22 protein-coding genes are annotated in these 18,506 nt (G+C 75.7%); 8 read left to right on the forward strand and 14 right to left on the reverse strand.

Annotated elements, in window-relative coordinates; all coding sequences use genetic code 11:
* Window positions 1-42: 42 nt before the first annotated feature.
* From PATMI_RS32800 to PATMI_RS32820, 5 genes are all read right to left on the reverse strand, one after another.
* Window positions 43-1,350 carry an acyl-CoA dehydrogenase family protein gene (locus PATMI_RS32800; RefSeq protein ID WP_211241782.1) on the reverse strand — a complete coding sequence of 436 codons (1,308 nt, stop codon included), beginning with the start codon at window positions 1,348-1,350 and terminating at the stop codon, window positions 43-45.
* On the reverse strand, window positions 1,347-2,132 hold the full coding sequence (locus PATMI_RS32805; RefSeq protein ID WP_051472205.1) for an ArsR/SmtB family transcription factor: 786 nt from the start codon (window positions 2,130-2,132) through the stop codon (window positions 1,347-1,349). Before PATMI_RS32805 ends, PATMI_RS32800 begins: the two co-directional genes overlap by 4 nt.
* Window positions 2,133-2,263: 131 nt before the next feature.
* Window positions 2,264-2,809, reverse strand: coding sequence for a cupin domain-containing protein (locus PATMI_RS32810; protein ID WP_084270206.1), 546 nt, complete (start codon window positions 2,807-2,809; stop codon window positions 2,264-2,266).
* 168 nt (window positions 2,810-2,977) lie between these two features.
* The gene (locus PATMI_RS32815; protein ID WP_051472206.1) at window positions 2,978-4,651 is read right to left on the reverse strand and encodes a carboxylesterase/lipase family protein; all 1,674 of its coding nucleotides are present in this window, start codon (window positions 4,649-4,651) and stop codon (window positions 2,978-2,980) included.
* Complete coding sequence (locus tag PATMI_RS32820) at window positions 4,648-5,274, reverse strand: TetR family transcriptional regulator (RefSeq protein WP_051472207.1); 627 nt, start codon at window positions 5,272-5,274, stop codon at window positions 4,648-4,650. The genes PATMI_RS32815 and PATMI_RS32820 overlap by 4 nt, the downstream gene beginning before the upstream one ends.
* Before the next feature lie 74 nt (window positions 5,275-5,348).
* Here PATMI_RS32820 and PATMI_RS37000 point away from each other — a divergent pair, with 74 nt between their 5' ends.
* The 8 genes from PATMI_RS37000 to PATMI_RS37010 all read left to right on the forward strand — a co-directional run bounded on the left by PATMI_RS37000 (window position 5,349) and on the right by PATMI_RS37010 (window position 9,660).
* The gene (locus PATMI_RS37000) at window positions 5,349-5,522 is read left to right on the forward strand and encodes a hypothetical protein (RefSeq protein WP_157260943.1); all 174 of its coding nucleotides are present in this window, start codon (window positions 5,349-5,351) and stop codon (window positions 5,520-5,522) included.
* A gap of 44 nt (window positions 5,523-5,566) precedes the next feature.
* Window positions 5,567-5,743, forward strand: coding sequence for a hypothetical protein (locus tag PATMI_RS37005; protein WP_157260944.1), 177 nt, complete (start codon window positions 5,567-5,569; stop codon window positions 5,741-5,743).
* A 48-nt stretch (window positions 5,744-5,791) separates the two neighbouring features.
* A complete protein-coding gene (locus PATMI_RS0123470; protein ID WP_026912664.1) occupies window positions 5,792-6,979 on the forward strand; it encodes a zinc-binding dehydrogenase in 1,188 nt (395 codons plus the stop codon).
* 53 nt (window positions 6,980-7,032) lie between these two features.
* A complete protein-coding gene (locus PATMI_RS0123475) occupies window positions 7,033-7,353 on the forward strand; it encodes a hypothetical protein (protein ID WP_026912665.1) in 321 nt (106 codons plus the stop codon).
* 349 nt (window positions 7,354-7,702) lie between these two features.
* A complete protein-coding gene (locus PATMI_RS0123480; protein ID WP_026912666.1) occupies window positions 7,703-7,948 on the forward strand; it encodes a hypothetical protein in 246 nt (81 codons plus the stop codon).
* A gap of 161 nt (window positions 7,949-8,109) precedes the next feature.
* The gene (locus tag PATMI_RS35390) at window positions 8,110-8,508 is read left to right on the forward strand and encodes a copper resistance CopC family protein (protein ID WP_051472208.1); all 399 of its coding nucleotides are present in this window, start codon (window positions 8,110-8,112) and stop codon (window positions 8,506-8,508) included.
* On the forward strand, window positions 8,505-9,176 hold the full coding sequence (locus tag PATMI_RS35395) for a DUF1775 domain-containing protein (protein WP_026912667.1): 672 nt from the start codon (window positions 8,505-8,507) through the stop codon (window positions 9,174-9,176). Before PATMI_RS35390 ends, PATMI_RS35395 begins: the two co-directional genes overlap by 4 nt.
* A gap of 331 nt (window positions 9,177-9,507) precedes the next feature.
* Complete coding sequence (locus tag PATMI_RS37010) at window positions 9,508-9,660, forward strand: hypothetical protein (protein WP_157260945.1); 153 nt, start codon at window positions 9,508-9,510, stop codon at window positions 9,658-9,660.
* Window positions 9,661-9,871: 211 nt separating this feature from the next.
* Here the strand turns inward: PATMI_RS37010 and PATMI_RS0123500 are convergent, their stop codons facing one another.
* The 9 genes from PATMI_RS0123500 to PATMI_RS32855 all read right to left on the reverse strand — a co-directional run bounded on the left by PATMI_RS0123500 (window position 9,872) and on the right by PATMI_RS32855 (window position 18,367).
* Window positions 9,872-10,996: a helix-turn-helix transcriptional regulator gene (locus PATMI_RS0123500; RefSeq protein WP_026912668.1), complete on the reverse strand. Its 1,125-nt coding sequence runs from the start codon at window positions 10,994-10,996 to the stop codon at window positions 9,872-9,874.
* On the reverse strand, window positions 10,993-12,168 hold the full coding sequence (locus tag PATMI_RS38430) for a helix-turn-helix transcriptional regulator (RefSeq protein ID WP_051472209.1): 1,176 nt from the start codon (window positions 12,166-12,168) through the stop codon (window positions 10,993-10,995). The genes PATMI_RS0123500 and PATMI_RS38430 overlap by 4 nt, the downstream gene beginning before the upstream one ends.
* Before the next feature lie 82 nt (window positions 12,169-12,250).
* Window positions 12,251-13,480 carry a molybdopterin molybdotransferase MoeA gene (locus tag PATMI_RS32840; protein ID WP_051472210.1) on the reverse strand — a complete coding sequence of 410 codons (1,230 nt, stop codon included), beginning with the start codon at window positions 13,478-13,480 and terminating at the stop codon, window positions 12,251-12,253.
* 93 nt (window positions 13,481-13,573) lie between these two features.
* Window positions 13,574-15,046: an aldehyde dehydrogenase gene (locus PATMI_RS35400; RefSeq protein WP_051472211.1), complete on the reverse strand. Its 1,473-nt coding sequence runs from the start codon at window positions 15,044-15,046 to the stop codon at window positions 13,574-13,576.
* Window positions 15,047-15,358: 312 nt separating this feature from the next.
* On the reverse strand, window positions 15,359-15,712 hold the full coding sequence (locus PATMI_RS0123520) for a hypothetical protein (protein ID WP_157260946.1): 354 nt from the start codon (window positions 15,710-15,712) through the stop codon (window positions 15,359-15,361).
* A gap of 122 nt (window positions 15,713-15,834) precedes the next feature.
* Window positions 15,835-16,200, reverse strand: a complete 366-nt coding sequence (locus tag PATMI_RS0123525) for a DoxX family protein (RefSeq protein ID WP_036726329.1) — start codon at window positions 16,198-16,200, stop codon at window positions 15,835-15,837.
* A 245-nt stretch (window positions 16,201-16,445) separates the two neighbouring features.
* Entirely contained in the window at window positions 16,446-16,790 is a 345-nt protein-coding gene (locus tag PATMI_RS0123530) for a hypothetical protein (protein WP_026912672.1), read from the reverse strand.
* 88 nt (window positions 16,791-16,878) lie between these two features.
* Window positions 16,879-17,334 carry a Fur family transcriptional regulator gene (locus tag PATMI_RS35405; RefSeq protein ID WP_051472212.1) on the reverse strand — a complete coding sequence of 152 codons (456 nt, stop codon included), beginning with the start codon at window positions 17,332-17,334 and terminating at the stop codon, window positions 16,879-16,881.
* The gene (locus PATMI_RS32855; RefSeq protein ID WP_051472213.1) at window positions 17,312-18,367 is read right to left on the reverse strand and encodes a metal ABC transporter substrate-binding protein; all 1,056 of its coding nucleotides are present in this window, start codon (window positions 18,365-18,367) and stop codon (window positions 17,312-17,314) included. Before PATMI_RS32855 ends, PATMI_RS35405 begins: the two co-directional genes overlap by 23 nt.
* Between the last annotated feature and the right edge of the window lie 139 nt (window positions 18,368-18,506).

The following is an 18,506-nucleotide window of genomic DNA, read 5'->3' on the forward strand; positions in this document are numbered from 1 at the left end:
GCGGGGTCGTCGCCGGCGGCGCCGCTCTCGCGGCCGGCCGCCCTACGTACAGCCCGGTGGGCCCTCCCGGGCGGCGGCGCTCCGGTGCAGCGCCGTCCGGCCGGCGGCCTGGAGGACGGTGTCGTCCTGCGGCGTGTGGACCGGCCCGCAGAGCGCGTCGCGGTGGTGACGCTCGAGCGGGTGGTGCCGGGTGAGGCCCGCGTTGCCGACCGCCTGGACGGCCCGGCGGGTGAGGTCGACGACCGCGCGGGTCGCGAGGGTCTTCACCAGTCCGGCGCGCTCCGCCGCCGCCGCGGCATCGGGGCCGCCGGCGTCGACGTCGCGGGCCAGTCCGACGACGAGCGACTCGGCGACGAGCAGCGACGCCTCGACCTCCCCCGCCTCGGCCTGCAGGCGTGGCACGGTCGCCAGCGGGGCGCCGAGGTTGCTCGGGACGCGGTCGTGCAGGTACGCGTGGAGGGCACCCCGGGACGCGCGGCCGACCCCGACGTAGACCGCGGTCAGGAGCGCGGTCGTCCACGCGGCCAGCGGGCCCCGCCGGAGCGGGGAGTCGCCGCCGACCGGCGCCAGGCCGACCGCGTGGTGGGCCGGCACGACCACGTCGTGCAGGAGGACGTCGTGGCTCGCGGACGCCCGCAGGCCCAGGTGGTCCCAGGTCTCGCGGATCTCGACGCCGGGGCTGTCGGCACGGACGAGGAACGTGCCGGCCAGCGGTCCCGCAGACGGGGCGTCGCCCGGCGTCGCCCGGTCCGCCGACGCCCACACCGCCAACCACCGCAGCCCGATGCTGCCGGTGCTGAAGACCTTGTGGCCCGACAGGCGCCAGGCCGGTCGGCCGGCGTCGTCGACGGTCGCGACCGCGCGGGTGGCGGGGACGCCGCCACGGGCGGGGGTTCCGAGGTCCGGCTCGACCCGCAGCGCGTTGAGCAGCGCCGGGCCCGTCAGAACGTCGGCGACGACCTGGTCGCGCAGCGCGTCCGGCCAGCCCCCGCCGGGCTCGCCGAGGAGCCGCAGCTGCAGCAGGTGCATGACCCAGACCAGTGCGGTCGACGGGTCCGCCGCGCCGATGCGGGCCACGGCCTCGGTGCTCGTGCGGAGGTCGGCGCCGGTGCCGCCGAGGGCGACGGGCAGGGTCAGAGCGCCGAGCCCGGCGTCCCAGAGCGCGGCGACGTGCTCGTGCGCGAATGCTCCGGTGCGGTCGTGCTCCGCGGCGCGCGGGGCGATCGCGGCGGCGACGCGGTCCGCGGCGGCGAGGACGGCACGCGGATCGCCCGCGGGCAGTGTGGCCGTCGGGCGTCCGGCCGACGACGACCGGTCACCGGACCGGCCCGCGGTGCCGACCGCGGTCACGGGCCCACCGCCGGGGCGTGGTCGCTGTGCAGGTGCTGGTGGCCGTGCCCGTGGGCGACGAAGCCGTGGACGCCCGGCGCATCGTCGTCCTGCTCCCGGACGACGACCCCCAGCGCGTCCCGCAGGCCGGTGCGCCCGGCGGGGGTCAGGCTCACGACGCGGCTGGCCTCCCGCGACTGCAGCCAGCCGCGCCGGAGCAGGTCACCGGTGAGCGCGGCGCCGAGGCCACCGGCGAGGTGGTGCCGGCCCTCGGACCGGTCCATGCAGGCGCGGGTCAGCTGGCGGGGCCGCCCGCGCAGCTCCTCGACGTCGATGTCGAGGGCCCGCAACGCGGACTCCCCGCGCGTCGTCACGGTGTAGCCGCCCGGGCTCGGCACCAGCAGGCGGCCGGCGAGCAGCCCGTCGGTGATCGCGACGCCCTGTCGCCCGGCGAGGTGGTCGTAGCAGAGGCGTGCCTCGCGGAGGCCGTCGCGCTCGCGGGACGCCTTCAGGTTCTGCACCGGCGCGAGCGGCGCCATCAGGAGGAGGACCTCGAGCGCGTCGGCGACGTGCTGACCGGACAGGCGGTACAGCCGCTGGCGCCGCAGGGGCTCGACGGTGATCAGCCCGCCCTCGGTCAGCTTGCGGAGGTGCGAGCTGGCGAGGGACCGCGAGACGCCCGCGCGCTCCGCGAGCTTCGACGCCGGCGTCAGTCCGCCGTTGAGCAGCGTCGTGAGGATCGTGGCCCGCGTCCGATCCGAGAGCAGCGATCCGATCGCCGCGAGGTCTGCTTCACCCGTCATTGGAATAAGCCTAAACCAGATACGGTTTTACAAGAATTGAATCGTCGCGGCCGGCCTGGAGCCGTCACCGGTGCGTCCGCGTGCGGACGGCGTACCGGCCGTCGGCGCCCCGGACCCGCCGCGTCGTCGCATCAGGCGACCGGCCGCGCCTCGTCGCCGGCGTCCGGGATCCCCGTGGTGTCCCACAGGTCCCGCAGGTTCACGACGATCTCCTCGGGGGTGCTGCGCGCGAGGACGACGACCGCGTCCTCGTCCGCGGACGGGTTCTCCTCGCGGTGCGGCACGTAGGCGGGCACGTAGACGAAGTCCCCGGGCGCGGCGTCGACGGACTCCTCGCGCCCGTCGACCACGAAGGTGAAGCGCGGGTGCCCGGAGACGATGTAGATCCCCGAGTCCGCGGGCCCGTGGTGGTGATCGTCGGACGCCTCCCCCGGGCGGACCGTGTTGCCGCCCATCCACAGGTGCTGCGACCCGGTGAGACCGCCGGAGATCGCGGCGAAGCGGCGCATGCCGCTCGTCTGCGGGGTGTCGTCGCAGCGCTCGTCCTGCCGCGAGCGGACGAGCGGCCGGCGCCAGTATGCGCCGGACAGGCCCTCGGGTCCGGTCGCGGGGACGGCGGGGGTCGCGGTCGACGGGTCCGCGGGCGTCGCGGGGGTGGTGCGGTCGGTGGTGGCCATGGGGTCCTCCGTGGACTCGGCGTCTGGGGTCGGCGCGGGCGCGTCGGAGACGCCGTCCGCGCCGAAACCTGTTGTACCGGGTCAGATTAAGCACCTATTGGTTCAACGCCCGTTGCATCGTCGCCCCAGGGATGCCGGGACCTGCACGCGGTCCGCCCGGGGCGCCGTTCAGCCGAGCCGGTCCCAGAACCCGCACCGGTGCTCGGCCGCGACGTCCGTGCGGCCGATGTCGCCTGGGGCCAGGCGCTGCACCTCGTCGCCGCCGCGGAACCGCGGCCACGTGGGGGCGCCGTCCGCCCTCGGACGACCGTCACGGGCGAAGCTCGTCCACGACGCGACCATCGTCCGGGCCAGCGCGCGCTGCTCCGGCGTCCGGAGGAGGCTCCGGCCCCCGAGGTCGAACAGGAACGGGACGTCGGTGGCGTGCGCGGCACCCTGCGGGACGGCCCGCACGCCGTTGACGTTCGGCGCGTGCGGGTCGGCGAACTCGTAGGCGTAGACCGGCCCGCGGCGGGCGAGCGCGCGGTTTCCGCGCAGCGTCGGGCAGGCCCACGAGCCGTCGGTCGTGACGGCCGAGAAGGCGAGGACCGGCGAGGCGGAGCGGCGCAGCGGGTACGTCCGCGCGACGGCTCCGGCGTCCCTCCCGTAGGCGGTGCGCAGGAGGCGCGGGTACGTGGCGCGGGTGAAGGTTCCGGGCTTCGCCTGCTCCGCGCCGCCGTGGAACGCGCGCTCCTCGTCGCGGTTGCCGCCGGAGAGCACGGGGATCCGAGCGGTGTGCCCGTCGGCGACCGCCTTCGCGGGGTCCTCCGGCAGGAGCGTCGTCCCGTAGGCGAGGACGTTCGAGAAGCCCTCGCTCTGCGGGAGGAGCGCCTTCGTCGGCAGCCGCCGCAGGCACGCGAGCGCGTCCCGTCCGGTGCAGCGGAGCTTCCTCGCGACGGACGCCCCCAGCGCGCGGTTGTCGGCCAGGGAGACGTACGGCCGTTGCGCCGGCGTGCCGGGCAGCAGGGTGCCGGCGGGCCAGTACAGGAGACACGACCCCGAGCTGATCGCGACCTTGTCGATCAGGCCGCGCGCCGCGGGGGACGTCAGGGCCGCACACGCGGCCATACCGCCGTCGGACTCGCCGAAGACCGTGAGGTTCTCCGGGTCGCCACCGAAGGCCTCCGCGTTCTCGCGCGCCCACCGCGCGGAGGCGAGCTGGTCGGCGAAGCCGAAGTTCCCCGACCCGGGGAGGCCGCGCAGCCCGAGGTACCCGAAGATCCCGAGCCGCTTGTTCGCGGTGACGACGACGACGTGCCCCTCGCTCGCGAGCCGCTGCGCGTCGTAGACCGCACCCGACCCGCTGGTGAAGCCGCCGCCGTGCCACCAGACCATCACCGGCAGCCGCTGTCCGGGGCGCGCGTCCACCGGGGTCGTGACGTTCAGGAAGAGGCAGTCCTCGGAGGTCGATGCGGTGGCCTTCGCCCCCGGGGCGGCGCCCGCCTGGGCGCACGGCGCTCCGGGCTTCGTGGCGTCGACCGTTCCGGCCGCCCGGGGCGCCGGCTCGGGGAGCGTCCAGCGGCGCGCGCCGACGGGCGGCTTCGCGAAGCGGACCCCGAGGAACTCGTGGGCGCGCCCCGTGGCGACGCCGCGGAGGCGGCCGCTGGTCGTCGACGCGGTAGGCGCGTCCGTGGCGGGCGCGGTCGGCGTCGACGTGGCCGGCGTGCCCGGCGCGGTCGCGGCGGGCCGGGCGCCGGTCGTGCCGCCCGCGACGGTCCGACCGTCATCGTCCCCGCCGCCGCAGCCGGCGAGCGCGATCCCCGCCAGCGCGACCGCGGCCAACGCCCGGCCGGGGCGGGTCACGATGCCGCCCTCGTCGTGCGATCGACCGTCTCGACGAGCTCCGCGCGGAGCGCGTCGACGTCGGCGCCCGCCCGGACGCGGACGAGCCCCGCGTCGAGGATCGCCCGGATCACCGCGTAGCTCGTCTCGACGTCGGACGGCCGGAAGAGGCCCCGCTCCTGCCCCGCGCGGAGCAGCGCGACGACCGCGTCCCGCTCGCCACGGTGGTCGTCGGCGTCGGCCCTCCCAGGAGCGCCCGGGCGCCCGTCGACGGCGAAGATCTCGCGCAGCGCAGCCATGTGGTCGGGGTAGGCCGCGTAGAAGTCGATGCTCCCGCCGACGAACGTCAGGAGCGAGGCGCGCGGGTCGCCGGCCGCCGCCACCTTCGCCGCGAGCGCGTCGCGGGCCACCGCGTAGACCTCGCGGACGACCGCGTCGAGCACGTCGTCGCGCCCCGTGAAGTGGTGGGTGAGGACGCCGCGGCTGACGCCCGCCCGCTTGGCGATCTGCACCATCGAGGCGCGCTCGAGCCCGACGTCGGCGATCGTCGTGATCGCGACCGCGACGAGCTGCGACCGGCGGGCACGCCGGATGAACGTGCCCTCCTCGGCGTCCGTCACGTCGGCGGTGGCGTCGGCGACCATGCCTTCGACCATACAGGTCAGATCTTTTCCAAACAGCCCTGTTTGTGATCGCGCGAGACGGGAACGGGAGGACCATGGGCATCATCGGAACCCTGCGAGACCGCGTCTCCCCCGACCGCGCCGAGGCGCGGGCCCGGGCGGAGGGCAAGACCGAGGACGAGGTCGCCGAGGCCCGCCGCAAGGCGGAGCGCCGCAGGAAGCTCATGCGGTCGGGCGCGATGTCGAGCGGCGGCAGCAGCGGCGGCTGAGCCGACCCCGGATCACGACCGGCGGATCCGGGTACGCGAACCGCATGGACCAGAACCGCGCGGCACTCATCGGTGGACTCGGCGGCGTGATCGTGGTGATCGTCGTGGTGGCGGTGATCGGAGCACCGGTCTTCGCGTTCTTCCCGCTCGTGGTCGCAGGGCTGTACCTCGCCGCGCTGGCGGTGCGGGGCGACGGGACGCGCCGCGGGGGCTCCGCGTAGTCGTCCGGCGGTCGGACCGGACCGCCACGCCGCTGGCAGACTGCCGCCATGCGCGCCGTCGTCTGCCAGCACACCGAGCTGTCGGTGCAGGACCTGCCCGAGCCGACGCCGGGGCCCGGACAGGTGCGGCTCGAGGTCCTGCGCTGCGGCGTCTGCGGCTCGGACCTCCACGCCCGGGAGGGGTTCGACGCCTGGGCGGACATGGCCGACCAGGTCGGCTACGACCGCTTCGGCCGGGTGGCGCAGCCGGTGGTCCTCGGACACGAGTTCTGCGGGCGCGTCGCGGAGTACGGGCCGCGGACGAAGGCGACCGTCCCCGAGGGCACGCCGGTCGTCGCGCTGCCGATGCTCCGCAACCGCACGCCGGGGGCGATCGATCTCACCGGTCTGTCCCGCCACGCGCCGGGCGCCTACGCCGAGCAGCTGCTCGTCGAGCGTTCGCTGATGCTGCCCGTCCCGAACGGCCTGGACCCGGAGGTCGCGACCCTGACCGAGCCGATGGCCGTCGCCCGCCACGCCGTCCTGCGCGGCGAGGTCGGCCGACGGCAGACCGCCGTCGTGGTCGGGTGCGGGCCCGTCGGGCTCGGCGTGATCCTGACGCTGAAGTCCCGCGGGGTGCGGACGGTGGTCGCGAGCGACCCGTCGGCCGGCCGGCGAGCGCTGGCGGAGCGCTGCGGGGCGGACGTCGTCGTCGACCCCACCACCGACTCGCCGTGGGCCGCGGGCTCCGACCGCCACCTGCGGTCGATCCCCGACACGCTCGAGCTCGCGGTCTCGTCGCTCGAGAAGATGCAGCGCCTCCCCGTCGGGTGGTGGCACCTCTGGCGGTCGGCGGACCGGGCGGGCCTGGCGGACCCGCCGCACCCGGTGGTCTTCGAGTGCGTCGGCGTTCCCGGGATGCTGCAGGACCTGATGGCCGGGGCCCCGATGTTCTCCCGGATCGTCGTCGTCGGCGTCTGCGTCGGCGAGGACCGCATCACCCCCGCGATGGGCATCAACAAGGAGATCGACCTGCGGTTCGTCTTCGGCTACACGCCGCTCGAGTTCCGCGACACGCTGCACGCGCTCGCGGACGGGGACGTCGACCCGCGGCCGCTGATCACCGGGACGGTCGGTCTCGACGGGGTCGGCGCCGCCTTCGAGGCCCTGGGCACGGATCCGACGCACGCGAAGGTGCTGATCGACCCCGCGTCGGCCGCGGACCGGCTCGACCAGCCAGTCCCGTCGGAAGCCTGATTCCCGATCGGGATTCGCTCCGGCGCCCGGGGGTTCCGCTAGAGTCCGGCCGGATGCGGCCACGCCCCCATCTCCCGCGGATCGGCACGGCGCTCGGCGTGCTCGCCGCGTCGGGGATGCTCGCTGCCGCGTCACCGCACGCCGCACTGGTCCTCGGGCCGGCGCTGCTGCTCTTCCTGATCCTCGCCGCCGGGGCGTTCCCCGGCGAGCGGACCCTGGCCCGGGCGCGGGCCCGCCGTGCGCGCCCGCGCGCACCGCGGGTCGCGTCGCGGGTCCCGCGCCCGGTCCTGCCGGACGTCGTCCGGCCCGTGGGCTCCGCGCTGGCGTTCGCGCTGGCCATGCGCCCGCCACCGGGCGTGCACGCCGGCACCTGAGGACGACTCCCGGTCGAGCACCGGAGGGTCGCTCCTCCCGCGCCCGCGGTGCCCCACGCCCCGACGCGGGGCGCGGGCCGCCGCGTCCCCGCACGCGCGGTCCGGTGACGGACCTGCGCACCGACGCGGCCCGATCGCCCGCAGAGGACGGCGCCCCGCGCGCGCCTCCGCCCGGCGTTCCCGGACCGCCGCCCTCCCCCGTGCACGACCCGGATCGACCCCATGAAAGCCAACACGGCACGCATCTCCGCCTCCTTCTCGGCACCCTCCCCTCCCCGCGGCTTCGCGGGGGCCCCGTCGCCCGCACTTCACGCCCGCGGCGATCGCGTCCACCGGCGTCCCGGTCGCGGTGACCGGACCGGCCGGGCAGGCGCTCCGCGTCCGCGCGACGGTCTCCGCCGCGCAGGCGCGCCGGCACGGCCTGAACTCGACGATCCTGGGCTCGAAGTCCGGCGTCGTCGGCCGGGACGGGACCGGGTCGATCACGGTCAAGCCGTCCGCGTCGCAGGGCGCGAAGCTCCGCAAGGCCAAGGGCAGCGTCCCCGTGACCCTCGAGCTCGTCGTCGGCACGACGAGGGCCACGGTCTCCCGCTAGTCGCGGCACTCCCCCGGGCGCCCGCGTCCGGCGGGCCCGGCCCACGGTCGGGCCCGTGATCGACGGGCCGCACCGTCCGGCCCCGCGGGGCCGGACGGTGCGGCGCCGCCGCGCCCACCCGATCTCCAACCGCACACCCGCACCACGAAAGCGATCCCACCATGCGTTCCGCATCCGCCCGAGCCTCCCTCCCCGCCGCCCGCGGCACCGCCGCCGCCCTCGCCGTCCTCGGCACCCTCGCGCTCGGCGTCGCGACCGCCGACGCCCACACCGAGGTCTCCTCCACCAGCCCGAGGGCCGGCGGGACCGCGTCGACCTCCGTGCAGACCGTGAAGGTCACGTTCACCGGCCAGGTGAAGTCCGGCACGATCGTCGTCACGCGCGGCGGCACCACGGTCTCGAGGGGCCGGGGCGGCCTCGACCAGACGAACGTCAAGCGCATCAAGGTCGGCCTGCGGTCCGGGCTGAAGGCCGGCCGGTACACCGCCCGGTGGACGGCCGTCGCCGCCGACGGCCACCACCAGTCGGGCAGCTTCACCTTCCGGCTGAAGAAGCGATGAGCCGCCGAGCCGCCCTCGCGGCCGCGATCGCCGTGGTCGTCCCCCTCGCGGGGGCCGGGACGGCAGGTGCCCACGTCCAGCTCCAGCCGTCGACGGTCGCTCCGGACGACCCCGTCGAGTTCACCGTCCTGATCCCGAGCGAGCGCGAGGCGCACACGACGAAGGTCGACCTCAAGCTCCCACCCGGCGTGATCCCGTTCTCCTACGGCGAGACCCCCGGCTGGAAGCGGAAGCTGATCACCGCCCCCGACGGCGCGGTCGACCGGGTCGTCTGGACCGGGAAGCTGGCCGAGGACGGGTTCGCCGCGTTCCGCTTCCTGGCGAGCACCCCCGACAAGCCGACGACGCTGACCTGGAAGGCGATCCAGACCTACGACGAAGGACCGGTCGCACGCTGGATCGGCGCACCCGGATCCGAGAGCCCCGCCCCGGTGACGAAGGTCGTCGCCGGCGCGCCGCGGCAGAACGCGGGCGGCGAGGGCACGGAGGACACGTCCGCCCCCGCGACGACGTCCGGGGCGGCGAGCGCGAAGGCCCCCGTCGCAACGACGGCCACCGCCGGCGGATCGCCCGACGACACCGACTGGGTCGCCCGCGGCCTCGGGATCTCGGCGCTGCTCGTCGCGATCCTGGGCGTCGCCGTGCTGCGGCGAAGCGGGACGGCCTGAGGCGCGTCGGCAGGAGGGGTCGCCGTCGGCGCGGCCCCGGCGCGGCCCCGGCGCGGCCCCGGCGCGGCCCCGGCGCGGCCCCGGCGCGGCCCCGGCGCGGCCCCGGCGCGGCCCCGGCGCGGCCCCGGCGCGGCCGAAGCGTCCTCCCGTCGGACGCGGATGTCAAGCAGGACCGTCCATGCGTCGAACGGGCTCATCGGGCCGGGGGCCGGGGGTAGCCGACGGGCGACGCCGACCGGCGTCGTCCCCCGAAGGAAGGACCACCCGCATGTCCCCCACCCCGCACACCTGCACCGGCGGCCCGACCGCCGACCGGCGATAGGGGCGCACGATGCTCTACGGACTCGTCGCCCTCCTCGTCGTCGTCGCCCTGGTGCTCTTCCTCGCGAAGGTCGCCGTCGGCGGCGGCATCATCGGCATCGTCGCGCTGATCCTGCTCGTCTGGGTCGTGCTGAACGCGCGCCGCGCCGGACCGATCCGCTGACCGCCGCGGACGGGACGGTCCGCCGCCCCGTCCGCCGCCCGATGGCGCCGGATCCGGACCACGTGTTCCGCGGTCACCGATGGTCGCCCTCCGACCAACGTGGCCCCCGACCCCGAGACCGACCGGCAGACCACCGGCCCCGCGGTCACCGATGGTCGCCCTCCGACCAACGTGGACCCCGGAGCGACGCCCACCCCCGAGCTCGCCCCCGTCAGCGGTCGTCGGACCCCGACGAGGCCACGGGCGGCTCTCGCCGCGGTGGCTCCCACCCGGCGTCGATGCACGCGGAGATCGCCTGCGCCCGGTTGATCACGCCGAGCTTGCGGAGGATCCGCTTGACGTGCGACTTCGCGGTCCCGACGGTGATGCCGAGCTCGGCGGCCACCGACGCGTTCGAGTGCCCGTGGAGGACCAACCCGAGGATCTCGGCCTGCCGGACCGTCAGGCGGTCGTCGTCGTCGGACTCCCCCAGGGCGTTGCGCAGCGCGGGAGCGACGCGCGGGGCGACCGTCGCACTCCCGGCCTCCGGGAGATGCGTCAGCTCGACCGGCGCGCTGGTCAGCTCCCCGACGTCCCGGTCGACCGCCGCCAGACGCTCGAGGACGTGGTCGCGCTGGAGCCGCAGGCGGGCGAGCATCGCCGTCCGCTCGAACGTCGCGCCGACGCCGGCGGCGAAGAGGTCGAAGGCCTCGCGGTCGAGCGCGTCGACGTCCCGGCCGTCCGGCCCGTGGTCGACGACCAGCAGGCCGAGCTCCTCGTCGCCCGCCCGGACGACCCGGGCGATCGCGCGCTGCGGCGGGGCGGCCAGCAGCTCCCGCGGGGCGTCGTCCCCCGGGCAGTCGTCGGTCACCGCCGCGGTCCACGGCTCCCAGTCGCCGTCGTCGCGACGCGCCAGGGTCGCCCGCCGGAACCCGACGTGGCGGACGAGCTCCGCGCACAGCTCCTCGACGAGATGGTGGGGCGTCGGCGCGGCCCGCAGGACGTCGAGCGCGATCCGGCATCCCGTGACGCGCTGCGCCGTCCGCGCCCGATCGAACGCGAAGGCCTCGGTCGCCATCGCCCGGAGCGCGACGAGCGCGTCGCGGTGGGTGGCGGCGTCGCGATCCCCGGGGTCCCCGGTCCGGAGGCGCTCGAGGCAGTGGGCCGACAGCTCCTCCGCGAGCACGGCCGCCCCACGTGCCCGCGGCACGGCCGGCGCCGGCCCCCCGCCGTGGTCGGGCAGCGCCTCCCGGAGCCGCTCGAGCCGGGCGTGCAGCTCGCGCTCGGGGCGCCCGTAGGCGGGACCGTGGAGCGGCGACGGGGCGATGCGGGCGACCCGTCCGTCCAGCAGCGTCACGGGCGGACGCGCCCCTGTTGGGCGATCGTCGTCTGCAGGACCTGCGAGACCACCCCGGAGCGCGTGTTCACCCCGAGCTTCCGCATCACGTTCTTCACGTGCGACTTGACCGTGCTCTCCGCGATCACGAGCTCCGCCGCGATGTCCCGGTTGCTCGCGCCGGCCGCGAGGCAGGCGACGATCTCCCGCTCGCGGTCGGTGAGGGTCGCCGCCACCGGCGGGCCCGGGGCGACCGGTCCCCCGGACGGTGACGGGCCGGGGAACGCGACCGTGGGCTCGCGGAGCGCCAGGACCCGGCGCTCGGCCTGGCTGAACGCGTCGCGGACGTCGCGGCGCTGCATCTCGACCCGCTGGGCGGCGACCGCGCTCTCGAAGACGAGCGCCAGGCCGTCGGCGAAGGCCCGGACGTTGTCGCGGTCCTCCGGCTCGAGCTCGCGCCCGCACGAGAACGCGTCGGCGTGCAGGAAGCCGATGACTCCCGTCGAGGTGATCAGCGGCGCGGCGACGTAGCCGCTGCACTGCGACACCTGCAGCATCGGCTGGGCGACCCGCTGCAGCGACGCCCGGTCGCGGATCAGCGTGGGCGTCCGCCGGTGGACGAGCTCGGCCTCGGGCATCGTCGAGGTCAGGGCGATCTCGGCCTGCAGCGAGTAGTCGCGGAAGGCCAGGTTCGTCGGGTGGCGCTCGTCGCTCTCGAAGTGCATCCGGCGCGGGACCCAGGTCGATCCGCGGAGGTGGGAGATCATCGCCCGGTCGAACGCGCCGGCGGCGCACAGCTCGCGCGGGACGCTCTCGACGAGCTGCCGGACCGTGGGGGCGCGCCGCAGCCGGTCGACGGCCTCGTGCACCCGCTCCAGCGCCCGGAAGCGGAGCCGCAGCTCGAAGCCCCGGAGCTCGGCCTGGGTGTCGAGCAGCTCGGTGAGGGCGGAGCACGCCGCGTCGAGGACCAGCGGCGTGGACGCCGGGTCGGCGAGCACGGCCAGCAGCTCGGCCTCGCTGGCGGCGATCCGTGCCGTGACGTCGGCGAGGAGCGCGCGGTCGACCGTCCCGCCGGGAACCGCCACGGCGGCAGCGGCGTCGGCGCACTCCCGCACGCGACCCACGACCCCGTCCCAGGACCCGGAGCGACGTGCCGACGCCGGGGCGGGCCGCCGATCGAGGTTCTGGTGCATGCGATCTTCTACGCGCGGGACACCGGGGGCGCAACCCCCGACTCCGGGGGGTTGTATGACGCGACGACCCCCGGCAGGGCCGTCAGGCACCGGGCAGACGCAGCACCGGCACGATCGTGCCCGCCCGGTGCTCCGGTCCCGGCGGCACGATCACCAGGGCGTCGCTGCCCGCCGGGGTCCGCAGCCGGTGGGAGTGCTGCAGCGCGGCGGGTCGGGCCACGAGGAGCGCGTCGTCGTCGACCGCGAGCCGGGCCCACAGCACCCGGTGCCGGTCCGGGGTCCCCCGCACGTCGACCGCGAGACGTGCATGCTCCGGCCCGGCCGGCGGAGCGCCGCGCATCGCCCGCACGATCGGGACCGCCAGCAGCACCGCTCCGACGAGCGCGGCGGAGGGGTTGCCGGGCAGGCCGAGGACGGGGCGAGCGCCGGTCGGGCCGGGGAGCACGCCGAGGGCGGTCGGCGCGCCGGGCTTCATGCGGACGCCCGCGACGATCTCCCGCACCCCGACGGCAGCGAAGGCGCGACGGACGTGGTCGTGCCGCCCGACCGAGAGACCGCCGCAGGCGACGACCAGGTCGCCGGCTGCCGACCGCAGGGCCTCGAGCGTCGCGTCCGGGTCGTCGCCGACGTGCGCGACGTCGACCGGGCCGCACCCCGCGGCCGCGAGCAGCGCAGGCAGCGCCGTGCCGTGCACGTCGTGGACCCCGCCCGGCGGCAGCGGGCGGCCGGTCGGCGTGACCTCGTCGCCGGTGACGAGCACCGAGACCGTCGGGGGCCGGCGCACGGCGACGGTCGCGATGCCGAGGCCGGCGAGGAGCGCGGCGCGGCCCGGGTGCAGGCGGTCGCCGCACCGGACGACCACGTCGCCGCGGGCGACGTCCTCCCCCGCACGCCGGACGTCGTTCCCGGCCGCCACGGGTCGCCGCAGGACGACCGCGGCGTCCGACTCCTCCGCGTCCTCGACCCGCACCACCGCGTCCGCGCCGCCGGAGATCCGGGCGCCGGTGCTGATGCGCAGCGCCTGCCCGGCGCCGATCGTGCCGGTCGCCGGACGACCGGCACGGGCCTCGTCGACGAGGGCCAGGACGACGGGCGCGCCGTCGCCGGCCGCAGCGGTGTCGGCGGCCCGTACCGCGTAGCCGTCCATCGCCGAGCCGTCGAACCCGGGCAGCGACACCGGCGCGACGACGTCCGCGGCGGCCACGCGACCGGTGGCGGCGACGCAGGCGACGTGCTCCACCCCCGTCGGTGCCGCGGTACCCGCCGCGACGGCGGCGGCGACCGCGTCGGGGAGGGATGCCGGGGCCCTCATGGGCGAGGACCCGCGGGCGGGACTGCGGTCGTGCCGGGCACGCCCGCAGTGTCCCAGGTGCCGACGCTCTGGACCGACCGCCGGCGGACCGGATCAGCCGGCGGCCGGCGGGTCCAGGTAGACGGTCTGGAGCGCCTGGTAGTGCGCCAGGCCCTCGGGACCGAGCTCGCGGCCGAGGCCCGAGGACTTCACGCCGCCGAACGGCGCCGCCGGGTCGTTGACGTAGTGGTTGATGCCGATCGACCCGGTCTGCACGCGACGGGCGACGGCGAGGCCCCGCTCCTGGTCCTGCGTCCAGACGGTGCCGCCGAGGCCGTACTCGGTGCCGTTGGCGATCGCGATGGCGTCGTCCTCGTCGTCGTACTGGATGACGGAGAGGACCGGCCCGAAGATCTCCTCCTGGGCGATCGCGGAGTTGCGGTCGACGTCCGCGAAGATCGTCGGCTGGACGAAGTAGCCGTCGAGGCCGTCGGGGCGGCCGCCGCCGGCGGCGACGCGTGCGCCCTCGTCCTTGCCCTTCTGGATGTAGCCCTCGACGCGCTCGCGCTGGACCTGGGAGACGAGCGGCCCGATCTGCGTGCCGTCGTCGAGCGGGTTGCCGATCGTGACGCCGTTGGCGAGCGCCGACAGCGTCTCGACGACGTCGTCGTAGCGGCTCTTCGGCGCGAGGATGCGGCTGTTGAGCCAGCAGGTCTGCCCGTTGTTGATGAGCATGGAGCCGAACAGGGCCTCCATGTTGCCCACGAGGTCCGCGTCGTCGAGGACGATCGCGGCCGACTTGCCGCCGAGCTCGAGCGTCACGGGACGGAGCAGGCGGCCGCAGACCTCGCCGATCTTCCGGCCGGCGGCGGTCGAGCCGGTGAAGGAGACCTTGTCGATGCCCGGGTGCTGCACGAGGTACGCGCCGACCTCGCGGCCACCCTGGACGATGTTGATGACGCCGGCGGGCACGCCCGCGGCCTCCGCGGCCTCCGCGATCGTGTAGGCGTCGAGGGTCGTCTCGGGGGACGGCTTCAGGACCACGGTGCAGCCGGCGGCCAGGAGCGGGGCGAGCTTGAGGAACGTGATCGCCTGCGGGAAGTTCCACGGCACGATCGCGCCGACGACGCCGATCGGGGTGCGGCGGACGATCGAGGTGCCGCCGAGCAGGCCCGGGCGGCGCTCCTCGACGTCCTGCTTCGTCGCGAGGTCCGCGTAGTAGCGGAGGACCATCCCCGGGAACGGGCCCTCGAAGGCGCGGGAGATCGCGACGGGCATGCCGTTCTGCGACGAGGTCCGCAGCGCGGAGTCCTCGGCGCGCGCGTCCATCGCGTCGGCGAGCTTGTTCAGGGTCTCCTGGCGCTGCTCGGCCGACCAGCGCGACCAGCCGGACGGGTCGTCGAACGCGCGGCGCGCGGCGGTGACGGCGACGTCGATGTCCTGCTCGGTGCCGTCCGGCACCGAGCCGATCTGCTGCAGCGTCGACGGCGACGTGATCGTGATCCGCTCGGACCCCGTCGGCGGCACCCACTCCCCCCCGATGTAGAGGGTGTCGTAGGTGACTTCCAGCTCGGCGACGGTGCTCATGTGTTCTCCTCGGTCTTCTCGGACGCTCGGACGGCAGGGCGATGCGGGCGGAGACCCGCATGTCGTGAGCTTCCCATCACACGACCTCCGCGTGGGAGGGGCGCCCGGCATCGCTGTGGGGATGGACAGGGGCGCGTTCCGTGTCCGGTGGGACCGTCCCGGATGGCGGGATGCCGGGCGGGTCCGACCCGTCGCGGCCGCCGGACCCGGTGCTCGTCGACGTCGCCGGAGCACCACGCGGTCGTCGCCGTCGAACCTGACCGACGTCCTGTCGCGGAATGCGGACCCCGGTGTCCCACGCCCGCGCGGTGCCTACGCCCGGCCGGTTCCCGACGACGACGTCGCACCCGGCCGCTTCGGCAGCACGACGTGCTCGAGCATCCCGTCGCGCCGCGCCTGGGCGATCAGCTCCGGCGACGCCTGTCCCGGCCACATCCCGTACCGCTCGAGGAACTCCCGCGACTCGGACTCCTTGTGGCGGTCGACGTCCCCGGCGAAGCCGACGCGCTGGATGTAGTTGACCAGCACGATCCCGCCTCCACCGCCGGCAAGGAGCCCGGCGGCCTCCATGCCCGCGGCATCGTGGCGCACGATCAGGAGCACGACGCAGACCGCGAAGATCGTGGCCGGCAACCAGAAGCGGATGATCCTCTCGAACGTGAACACGTGCTGCTCCTCGACGGGTGCGGACGGCCCGGGCGGGGCGGTCCCTGCACCCATCATCCCAGCCCCGGGCGCGGTCGTCCGGTGGGAAAACCCACCAGCGCCGAGCCGGTGCTCCGCCCGGGTCAGTCGTCGCCGCCGGCGCGCAGCGCGAGCAGGAACAGCGGGAGCTGCAGCGGCAGGCGGGCGACGAGGGTCCGCTGTCCGCCGGGGAGCTTCGGGAAGCGCTCGGGGTGCAGCGCCATCTCGACGTTCGCCGGGAACACGCCGACGATGGTGGCCGCCGCGAGCCGCCGGCCGAACCGGCGGGTGCGCGGGTGCATCGTCGAGACGCCCGCGACGAGCTCGACGGCCCCGCTGAGCAGGATCAGCTCGCGGTGGGCGGGCAGGTACGACGGCATCGCCGGGGCGAAGACCTTCGGGGCGGCGAGGTGCAGGACGCCCATGCCGGCCATGAACGGCCCGAACGCGCGACGCGGGGAGAGCTTCATGCGGGGCACGCTCGCAGAACCGACCCCACAACGCCGAACGCCCCCGGACGGATCCGGAGGCGCTCGACGGCGTGTGTGTGGTGGGCGGAGGCCGTCCCGGGCCTCCGACCGTTGTTGTCCCGTCCTGGTGCCAGGAGCACTCGGACTCCACGACCGTAGCGCGCCCGGCCGGAAGTTCCAAGGGCCCTGGACAGGTCTTACGTGACGCTGACGTCACGTTGAGGCTTCGCGACCGGTCGGAGAGGTCAGCCGACGACCGCAACCGGCCCGTGGTCGTCGCAGTGGTCCCCGTGCGGGTGGTGCAGGACGCCGTCGACGAGGTAGTCGACGTGGTCGCCGTGCGGGACCTCCGGGTGCCCGCAGTCCGGGCCGTGGACGTGCGCGTCGTCGTGGCCGGCGGCGGGGGTCGTGTGGCCGTCGGGGTGCTCGGCGTCGACGACGAAGACGTGCTCGTCGACGTGGTCGCCGTGCTGGTGGTGCAGGTGCCCGTCGTGGAGGTGGTCGACGTGCCCGTCGTGCTCGACGGCGACGTGGCCGCAGCCGGGGCCGTGCTGGTGGTCGTGGTCTTCGTGGATCACGTGATCGCTCATGCGGCGACCGTACGACCGGGTCGGCGCGCCGCCCAGCGGATGAGCGTGATTCGCGTTCTCACGCCCGCGGGCCGCCCGCCCCGGTCGCTCAGGCCTCGCGCCGGACGCCGCGGAGCACGACCTCGTGGGAGCGCAGCTCGATCCCGAGCCGGTCGGCGACCCGCTCGATCGAGCGCTCGAGGTCGTCGTCGGTGAACGGCCGGACCTCGCCCGTCCGCTCGTCGACGACGTGGTGGTGATGGTGCTCGGGGTCGGCGATCTCGAACCGCGCGACGCCGTCGCGCCCGTCGAGCCGGCGGAGCAGCCCGAGGTCGGAGAGCTCCATGAGGACGCGGTAGACCGAGGCGGTCGATCCGCCGCCGCCGGGGCGCAGCAGCGACGTGATCTCGGCGGCGCTCAGCAGGCACTGGCCCTCGCGCGCCAGGGTCTCGACGACGGCGGTCCGCGCCGCGCCGGCGCGCAGCCCGGCGGCGGTCATCCGCCGGGTCGCGAGCTCGAGCCAGCGGTCGCGGACCGCGCCGTCAGCGGGGGAACGTGCAGCCATCGGCCTTGCCCGTGAAGCCGCGGACGACGGCGTCGGCGTTGTGCTGCTCCATGCCGATGTACGTCGCGCCGTCGCTGCCCTGCTCGCCGAGCGTGTCGCCGTAGAGCGTGAGGTCCGACGACGCCCCGGTCTCCTTCCCGATCGCGTCGGCGAGCTTCGGGTTGACGGACGACTCGGGGAAGATCGCCTTGACCTTCTCGCGCTCGATCAGCTTCGTGAGCGCTGCGACCTGGCCGGCGGACGGCTGCGCCCGGGTGGTCTGCGAGGGGATCGCGGCCCCGACCACGGTGATGCCGTAGCGGTGTGCGAAGTACCCGAACGCGTCGTGGCTCGTGACGAGCTTGCGCTCGGCCTCCGGGACCGCCGCGACGCACTCGCGGATCCGGGCGTCGAGGGCACGGACCTTCGCGAGGTAGGCGGCGGCGCTGCGGCGCACGGCGTCGGCGGCGGACGGGTCCGCCTGCACGAGCGCGTCGCGGACGATGCCGACGGCCGCCTCGACGTTCGTGGGGTCGTGCCACCAGTGCGGGTCGGTGTCGCCCTCGTGGTCGTGGCCCGCCTCGGCGTGCTCGTCCTGCGCGTGCTCGTCGCCGTGCTCCTCCTCCGCGTGCTCGTCGCCCGCGAGCTTCGTCGGGACGCCGTCGCCGACGGTCACCACCGGGGCGTCGCCGCCGGACTGCTTCGCGACGTCGGAGATCCAGCCGTCGAGCCCGAGTCCCGAGGCGAAGACGACCTTCGCCCCCGCGGTCTCCGTGACGTCGACGGGGCGCGGCTCGTACTCGTGCGGGTCGGTGTTCGGCTGGAGCACCTGGTGGACGTCCACCGCGTCGCCCCCGACCTCGCGGACGATGTCGCCGAGCTGCGACGTGGTCGCGACGACCGTCATCCGGCCGCCGGATCCGGAGGACGTGCCCGAGTCGGATCCGCAGGCGACGAGGCCGACGGATGCGGCGGCCACCGCTGCGGCGGCGACGAGCCGGCGGCGGAGCGTCCCGGCGGGGCGGGTGGTCGGACGGGGTGCTGCGACGTGCATGCGGTTCCTGACGGGAGCGGCGGGGTGCGCGTCGACCCGGTCGTCCCGGCCCGACGACCGAGGACCTTACATGAGACTGACTCTCATCACCTTCAAGCGGTGAACATGACGGCGCGGCGTCCGTCGCCGGCCGCCGGTC

It is taken from the genome of Patulibacter minatonensis DSM 18081, assembly GCF_000519325.1.
GTDB classification, from domain to species: Bacteria; Actinomycetota; Thermoleophilia; order Solirubrobacterales; family Solirubrobacteraceae; genus Patulibacter; species Patulibacter minatonensis.